Source organism: Aeromicrobium sp. (assembly GCF_036675695.1).
Lineage (GTDB): Bacteria > Actinomycetota > Actinomycetes > Propionibacteriales > Nocardioidaceae > Aeromicrobium.
Window position 1 is genome coordinate 1 of record NZ_JAKFEL010000125.1, and the last position, 7,481, is coordinate 7,481.

Here is a 7,481-nt window from a genome sequence, read left to right on the forward strand (position 1 = left end):
TTGCCGCTGATGTGGGCGAGTACTTTGTGCCCATTGGCGAGCTCGACGCGGAACATCGCGTTGGGCAGCGCTTCAACGACAGCGCCTTCCATCTCGATGACGCCTTCTTTTTTCGCCATAACCTCTTCTTCGGTCTGCTTGTCTACTGTGTGTCAGCCCCGTCTGGCGCACTCCAACCACGCCGCCGAAGCGGAAGCCATGGCATGGGAATGCGGACCTGAAAAGGCCGACTCCCAATTCTACGCTCACACACCCGGCAGACTCAAATCGCCGAAGTTGAGCGAGCGCAGCGAGCGAACGCTGAGGCGGGTTTGGGGGTCCCCACGCACACGTGCATGTGGGCTCTCCACCACTTGACTTGTAGGGGGCGCGTGTCGCGGCGAAGCCGCCAGGAAGGTCGAAACCCGGTGAGATCACTCCACGACTGAGGAAACCGCCGCCTGAGCCACCTCGTCAACCAACGCAACACCCGCTTCGTACGAGGAGTTGTCCTCCGACAGCACTGCCACCAGGAATGTCTCCCCGCCGGCTTCGATCTCGCCGATGCTCGTGACATCCCACAGGCCGGTCGCAGAGCGCTGCAGATAGCCGACCTTCAGTGCCGCGTCACCATCATCGTCCGCCGCCGAGACACCGAAGTCTTGACTGTCGATCACATTCGACATCAGCGACTTCATGTACGCCTGCGATTCGCTCGTCAGAACCGAGTCGGAGCCGAACACGACTTTGAGTAGACGGATCTGGTCCGCCGAAGTGGTCTGTGTCAGACCCCAATTGCCATTGGATCCGACGACCGTGTCTTCGAGACCGATCATGTCGTTGAACTCCTCGAGTCCCGACTTGCCGCCAACAGCATTGAAGAGCGTCGTCGCGGCGGTGTTGTCGCTTCGTTCAATCATCGCCGCGGCTTGGCTTTGTTCACTAGCCGTCAGACCGCGTCCCTCGTGCTGAGCCTGAAAGAGCAACGCAGCCAGGATGTCGACTTTGACGATGCTTGCCGTGTCGAACGATCCACCGCCGTACGACGCCGTCTCGCCCGTGTCGAGGTTGAGCACCTCCACGGCGAAATCCGCATCAGTGGAGATCTCGGCAAGACCGCTCAGATCAGGGGCGGATGAGTTGGACGTCGACGTGGTGGCGGACGCCGTCGACGTGGAAGGGCTCAGCGCCGCAGTCCGGGAGCTCTGGGCGTCTGCGGAGATGGCAGACGATGCGACGGCGCTGCTCATCACGAGACCGACGACCCAGAACATCCATGACTTCACCATGCACGCGACGCTAAGAAGTCAGCTTGAGTGTGACCTCCGCGTGCGCTGTGCGCAGGTTGTGAAGCTCAGTTGACTCTGTGAGCCGACTCAGGATTGAGGGTCGAGCTCACCGCGCGCCGAGAGGCCGTGGCGTTCAATCAATCGTGAAAGCACGATCGAGGTCTCGGTGTGGTCGACTTGGGATGTCTCGGTACGCACGCGTTCCAACGCACGCTCGAGATCACGCACGTCTTTGGCGACGATGCGCAGCATCGCATCGGCTTGACCAGAGATCGTCGCTGCAGAATGCACTTCGGGGACTCGAGCGAACGCGGCACGCAGCTCGTCCGGCGAGATCGCGCCCTTGCAGTGCACCGCGACGTACGCCTCGGTGCTCCAACCGACCAAGTCTGGGTCGAGCACTGCGGTGAACCCGCTGATCACTCCGTCCGCGAGCAATCGGTCCGTCCGACGCTTCACAGCTGGGGCTGAAAGGCCGATCTTGTCTCCGATGGAGGCATAGCTGGCCCGACCGTCCTCGAGGAGGCAACTGATGAGCTGCCGGTCGATGTTGTCCATGTTGTCCATCTTCGCAAGAAAACGTCACGGATGGCGAAATCAGACAACAAATCTACGGGTCAATGCACAGTTTCGACTTCGCCAGTGCGCCACCTACGCAACTAGCATTGATTCATTGCAAGGGAGCTCACACTTCTCTACACGCACATTGCCGGAGGCCACATTGACCGTCATCGACACCCGCACACAGCCCGCAACTCAACGGACGGCCCGTACCCGGCAATACCTCATGTGCCCGCCCCAGTACTTCGAGGTCACGTACGCGATCAATCCGTGGATGAATACGCAGGTTCCCGTCGATGTCGAGCGCGCTCATGTCCAGTGGGAGGTTCTCCGCAACACCTATTTGAGTCTCGGCCACACAGTCGAGCTGATCGAGCCCATGGCCGGGCAGCCGGACATGGTGTTCGCTGCCAACGGTGGACTCGTGGTCGGCAAGCGTGCCTACGGAGCCAGGTTCCGCTTCCCTGAGCGCACCGCCGAGGGCGTGGCATACGGCGAGTGGCTGAACGAGTTCGGCATCCAGGTCATCCAGCCTGCGCAGATCAACGAGGGTGAAGGCGACTTCCTCGCGCTCAAGCGGATGATCCTTGCCGGCACTGGCTTCCGCACGTCCCTCGAAGCGCATATCGAGGCTGCAAACGCCCTCGACCGCCCCGTGGTCTCGCTTGAGCTCGTCGACCCGCGGTTCTATCACCTCGACACGGCGATCGCGATCCTCGATGACGGCCACGGTGACACCCCCGCGGAGATCGCCTACTTCCCCGGCGCGTTCAGCAAGCACAGCCAGCGCACGCTGCGTGATCTGTTCCCCAGCGCGGTCATCTGTACCGAGGCTGACGCTCTTGTCCTGGGCCTCAACGCCGTGAGCGACGGCCACAACGTGATCGTGCCGTCAGCTGCGAAGCACCTCAGTGATCAGCTGCGAGAGCGGGGCTACAACCCGGTGCCAGTCGACCTGAGTGAGTTCCTCAAGTCAGGCGGCAGCGTCAAGTGCTGCACTATGGAGATGCACCGCTAGATCACGTCGAAGGTTCAGTGGCCGCCGTACGGCACGCCAAGAGCTTCGAGCCGGGCCTTGCCACCGTCGATTGCGGTGAGTACCCACGCACCAGAGTCCGTGAGGGTGAACGTGTGCTCGTAGTGGGCAGCCCATGAGCCGTCTGTCGTCACGACTGTCCAGTCGTCGGCGAGTGTACGAGTATTGGGCGTGGCGAGAGTGATCATCGGCTCGACAGCGAGGGCAAGGCCCTTGACGAGCTTGGCCCCTCGACCCGGTCGACCCACATTGGGAACGTTGGGCGGCTGGTGCATCGCCGATCCGATCCCGTGGCCGGTGAAGCCCTCAACGATCCCGTAGTCGCCCTGCGCGCGTACCGAGCTCTCGACGGCATGGCTGATGTCGGAGACCCTCCCGCCGAGGCGTGCCGCGGCAATGCCGTCCCACAGCGACTGCTCGGTGACGCGCATCAGCTCGGTGACTTCGTCTGGGACGTCGCCGATCGCGACGGTGATCGCGGCGTCTCCGTGCCAGCCGTCGATGATCGCGCCGCAGTCGATCGAGATGATGTCGCCGTCATGCAGCGTCCGGGTGCCGGGGATCCCGTGAACCACCTCGTCGTTGACCGACGTGCAGATGACACCCGCGAAGCCACCCACGCCGGAGGCCGAATGTGCACCGTAGCCGAGGAAGTTGGAGGTCGCGCCCTGTGCACGGATGTGATCGTGCGCCAACGCATTCAGCTCAGCAGTCGTCATACCAGCCTGCACCGTGGTGCGCAGAAGCTCCAGCGTCGAGGCAACCACCAGGCCGGCTTCGCGCATCGACTCGATCTGAGCCGGGGTCTTGATCTCGATCCCGCGGTCAAACATCAGCGGGGCAGCGCGTCGACGATCCGTCGGCCGACTTCGTCGGCGTCGCCCATGCCGTCAACCTCGATCAGCAGCCCACGGCCGCCGTAGATCTCGATCAGCGGGGATGTCTCGTTCGTGTAGACCTCTTGACGGTGGCGGATGACCTCTTCGGTGTCATCAGCACGGCCGCTGGTCTCAGCACGCTTGAGCAGGCGCTGGATGAGCTCTTCGGGATCCACGACGAGCTCGATCACGCCGTCGAGCTTCGTGCCGAGCGACTCAAGAATTCCGTCGAGGGTCGACACCTGGTCAACCGTGCGGGGGTAGCCGTCGAGGATGAACGCGTCGCGTGCGTCTTCCTGCGCGAGCCGGTCCTTGACCATCGCGTTGGTGATCTCGTCCGGAACGTACTCGCCGGCGTCCATGTAGCGCTGCGCCGCCTGGCCCAGCTCGGTCTGCTGCGAGACATTGGCGCGGAAGATGTCACCCGTCGAGATGTGGGCACCACCCAGCAGCTTCGCGAGACCAACAGCCTGGGTGCCCTTGCCCGCGCCGGGGGGTCCCATGATCAGCAGCCGCATTACTTGAGGAAGCCTTCGTAGTTGCGCTGCTGCAGCTGGCTCTCGATCTGCTTGACCGTGTCTAGACCGACACCCACGATGATGAGGATCGTGGTGCCACCGAACGGGAAGTTCTGGTTGGCCTGGAGCAACGCGATGGCGATCGACGGGATGAGTGCGATCAACCCCAGGTAGAGAGCACCCGGAAGCGTGATGCGGCTCAGGACGTACGCGAGGTACTCCTGCGTCGGGCGGCCCGCGCGGATGCCCGGGATGAACCCGCCGTACTTCTTCATGTTGTCGGCGACTTCTTCGGGGTTGAACGTGATCGACACATAGAAGTACGTGAAGAACACGATCAGCAGGAAGAACGACGCCATGTAGTAGGGGTGATCGCCCTTGACGAAGTGCGCTACGACCCAGTCTGCCCAGCCAGCCTCGGGATTGAACTGTGCCATCAGCGCGGGGAGGTACATCAGGCTCGAGGCGAAGATGACCGGGATGATGCCGGCCTGGTTGACCTTGAGCGGGATGTACGTCGACGAACCGCCGAACATACGGCGTCCGACCATGCGCTTGGCGTACTGCACCGGGATACGGCGCTGAGCCTGCTCGATGAAGATGACTGCTGCGACGATCACGAGGCCGACGAGCACAACGAGGACGAAGGTCGTCCAGCCCTTCTGCTGCTGGATACCCCACATCGCGCCGGGGAACGTGGCCGTGACCTGGCAGAAGATCAGGATCGACATGCCGTTGCCGATGCCGCGGTCGGTGATGAGCTCGCCGAGCCACATGATGACGGCGGTGCCGGCGACCATGGTCAGCACGATCAGCAAGAACGACCAGATGCTGTCGTTGTTGTAGAGGAGAGGTTGGCCGGTGTCAGCTCCGCCAAAGAGGTTGCCGCTGCGGGCCAGCGCCACGATGCCGGTCGCCTGCAGAATCGCGAGGCCAAGCGTCAGATAGCGGGTGTACTGGGTGATCTTGGTCTGTCCGGCCTGACCCTCCTTCTTGAGGGCCTCCAGACGAGGGATAACGACGACGAGCAGCTGAAGAATGATGCTCGCCGTGATGTAGGGCATGATGCCCAGCGCAAACACCGTCAGCTGCAGCAGTGCGCCGCCGGAGAAGACGTTGATGAGCGAGAACAAGCCGCTGTTCTCACCGGTCGATGCCGCCGTGACAGCGTCCTGGACGTTGGCGACGTTGATGCCGGGGGCCGGAGTAGTCGAGCCCAGTCGGAACAGGACGATGATGAAGAGGACGAAGAGAAGCTTCTTCCTCAGGTCAGGCGTCCTGAACGCGTTGACGAAGGCGCTGAGCACCGCGAGCCTCCTCGTGCACCGGAGTGCGTATGTAACGGACAAAAGCGGGCTTTCGCCCGCGCTAGAACTCTAACAGTGAAGAAAATCACCGGAGCAGGACAGGTGTCCCGCTCCGGTGATCATCAGCCGAGGACGGTGACGCTGCCGCCGGCTGCTTCGATCTTGGTCTTCGCAGATCCGGAGAACTTGTTCGCCGTGACCTCGACCTTGACAGTGATTTCGCCCTGACCCAGCACCTTGACGGGGCGGCCCTTGCGGACAGCGCCGTTGGCGACGAGAGCCGCGACGTCGATGGAGCCACCCTTGGGGAAGAGCTCCTCGATGCGATCGAGGTTGACGACCTGGTACTCCTCGCGGAACGGGTTCTTGAACCCCTTCAGCTTGGGCAGGCGCATGTGGATCGGGACCTGGCCGCCTTCGAAGCCAACCGGTACCTGGTAACGAGCCTTGGTGCCCTTGGTACCGCGACCAGCGGTCTTGCCCTTGGAGCCCTCACCACGACCAACGCGGGTCTTGGCAGTCTTGGCTCCGGGAGCCGGGCGCAAGTGATGCAGCTTGAGCGCCATGTCAGTCAACCTCCTTGAGGTCCACGAGGTGCGGGATGGATTCAGCCATGCCGCGGATCTCGGGACGATCTTCCTTGACGACGACATCGCCGATGCGCTTGAGACCGAGCGAGCGCAGAGTTTCGCGCTGCTTGGGCTTACGGCCGATGGCCGAACGGAGCTGGGTTACTTGAAGCTTCTTGGCCATCAGACACCTGCTCCGGCTTCAGCCTTGGCCTTCGCCTCGGCAATGCCTTCCTTACCGGCACGAAGCAGGGCCGCCGGGGCGACCTGCTCGACCGTGAGGCCACGACGCGCGGCAACCATCTCCGGCGATTCGAGCAGCTTGAGCGCTGCCACGGTCGCGTGGACGATGTTGATCGCGTTGGACGAACCCAGCGACTTCGACAGAACGTCGTGGATGCCAGCAGCTTCGAGCACTGCACGCACCGGACCGCCGGCGATGACGCCGGTACCGGGCGATGCGGGACGCAGGAAGACGACGCCAGCCGCCTTCTCGCCCTGTACCGGGTGCGGGATGGTGCCCTGGATGCGCGGAACGCGGAAGAAGGACTTCTTGGCTTCTTCGACGCCCTTGGCGATCGCGGTGGGAACTTCCTTGGCCTTGCCGTAGCCGACGCCGACCTGTCCGTCGCCGTCGCCGACGATCACCAGAGCGGTGAAGCTGAAGCGACGACCACCCTTGACGACCTTGGCGACACGGTTGATCGTGACGACCTTTTCGATGTACTGGGACTTCTCGGCGCCGCGCTCATTGCCGCGACCCCGTCCGCCCGCTCCGCCTCCGCGGCGCTGTTGGGTGCTCATCAGAACTCCAGTCCTGCTTCACGGGCGCCGTCGGCGAGTGCCGCGACGCGTCCTGCGTACTTGTTGCCGGCGCGGTCGAAGACGACGGTCGAGATGCCGGCCTTCTTGGCGCGGTCCGCTACGAGCTCGCCGACGCGCTTGGCCTTGGCCGACTTGTCGCCGTCCAGTCCACGCAGGTCAGCTTCCATCGTCGACGCGGAGACCAGCGTGCGGCCTTCGAGGTCATTGACGACCTGAGCGACGATGTGCTTGCTCGAGCGCGTGACGACGAGACGCGGCCGGTCAGCCGAGCCTTCGATCTTCTTGCGTCCGCGCACCTGACGACGCAGACGCGACGCTGTGCGAGGCGCTGTGTGCTTGGCGTGCTTGATCGAGATTGCCATTTACTTACCGGCCTTTCCGACCTTGCGACGAACATGCTCGCCGGCGTAGCGCACGCCCTTGCCCTTGTAGGGCTCAGGCTTGCGGATCTTGCGGATGTTGGCTGCGACTTCACCGACGGCCTGCTTGTCGATGCCGTGCACGGCAAACTTGGTGGGT

11 protein-coding genes and 1 pseudogene are annotated in these 7,481 nt (G+C 63.1%); 1 reads left to right on the top strand and 11 read right to left on the bottom strand.

The window, feature by feature from the left end:
* The 3 genes and pseudogenes from V6M39_RS08010 to V6M39_RS08020 all read right to left on the bottom strand — a co-directional run.
* Positions 1-119 (bottom strand): annotated as a pseudogene (locus V6M39_RS08010) (translation initiation factor IF-1); the annotation flags it as partial.
* A 294-nt stretch (positions 120-413) separates the two neighbouring features.
* Positions 414-1,268 carry a serine hydrolase gene (locus tag V6M39_RS08015; RefSeq protein ID WP_332643294.1) on the bottom strand — a complete coding sequence of 285 codons (855 nt, stop codon included), beginning with the start codon at positions 1,266-1,268 and terminating at the stop codon, positions 414-416.
* 87 nt (positions 1,269-1,355) lie between these two features.
* Positions 1,356-1,826, bottom strand: coding sequence for an Lrp/AsnC family transcriptional regulator (locus V6M39_RS08020; protein ID WP_442880725.1), 471 nt, complete (start codon positions 1,824-1,826; stop codon positions 1,356-1,358).
* Between the two features lie 163 nt (positions 1,827-1,989).
* Between V6M39_RS08020 and ddaH the strand changes: the two genes are divergently transcribed.
* Entirely contained in the window at positions 1,990-2,847 is an 858-nt protein-coding gene (gene ddaH, locus V6M39_RS08025; protein WP_442880727.1) for a dimethylargininase, read from the top strand.
* Positions 2,848-2,861: 14 nt separating this feature from the next.
* Here ddaH and map read toward each other — a convergent pair whose 3' ends face one another.
* From map to rplF, 8 genes are all read right to left on the bottom strand, one after another.
* On the bottom strand, positions 2,862-3,698 hold the full coding sequence (gene map, locus V6M39_RS08030) for a type I methionyl aminopeptidase (protein ID WP_332643297.1): 837 nt from the start codon (positions 3,696-3,698) through the stop codon (positions 2,862-2,864).
* Positions 3,698-4,261 carry an adenylate kinase gene (locus tag V6M39_RS08035; protein WP_332643298.1) on the bottom strand — a complete coding sequence of 188 codons (564 nt, stop codon included), beginning with the start codon at positions 4,259-4,261 and terminating at the stop codon, positions 3,698-3,700. Before V6M39_RS08035 ends, map begins: the two co-directional genes overlap by 1 nt.
* Positions 4,261-5,568 (bottom strand): preprotein translocase subunit SecY, encoded by a 1,308-nt coding sequence (gene secY / locus V6M39_RS08040; protein ID WP_332643299.1) that lies wholly within the window; start codon positions 5,566-5,568, stop codon positions 4,261-4,263. Before secY ends, V6M39_RS08035 begins: the two co-directional genes overlap by 1 nt.
* 122 nt (positions 5,569-5,690) lie before the next feature.
* Positions 5,691-6,134: a 50S ribosomal protein L15 gene (gene rplO / locus V6M39_RS08045; protein ID WP_332643300.1), complete on the bottom strand. Its 444-nt coding sequence runs from the start codon at positions 6,132-6,134 to the stop codon at positions 5,691-5,693.
* A 1-nt stretch (position 6,135) separates the two neighbouring features.
* Positions 6,136-6,321: a 50S ribosomal protein L30 gene (gene rpmD, locus V6M39_RS08050; protein WP_309971814.1), complete on the bottom strand. Its 186-nt coding sequence runs from the start codon at positions 6,319-6,321 to the stop codon at positions 6,136-6,138.
* On the bottom strand, positions 6,321-6,941 hold the full coding sequence (gene rpsE / locus V6M39_RS08055; protein WP_309971816.1) for a 30S ribosomal protein S5: 621 nt from the start codon (positions 6,939-6,941) through the stop codon (positions 6,321-6,323). Before rpsE ends, rpmD begins: the two co-directional genes overlap by 1 nt.
* Positions 6,941-7,324 (bottom strand): 50S ribosomal protein L18, encoded by a 384-nt coding sequence (gene rplR, locus V6M39_RS08060; RefSeq protein ID WP_332643301.1) that lies wholly within the window; start codon positions 7,322-7,324, stop codon positions 6,941-6,943. The genes rpsE and rplR overlap by 1 nt, the downstream gene beginning before the upstream one ends.
* Positions 7,325-7,481: 50S ribosomal protein L6 (rplF, locus tag V6M39_RS08065; protein ID WP_332643302.1), on the bottom strand; the 157-nt coding region annotated here is incomplete at its 5' end.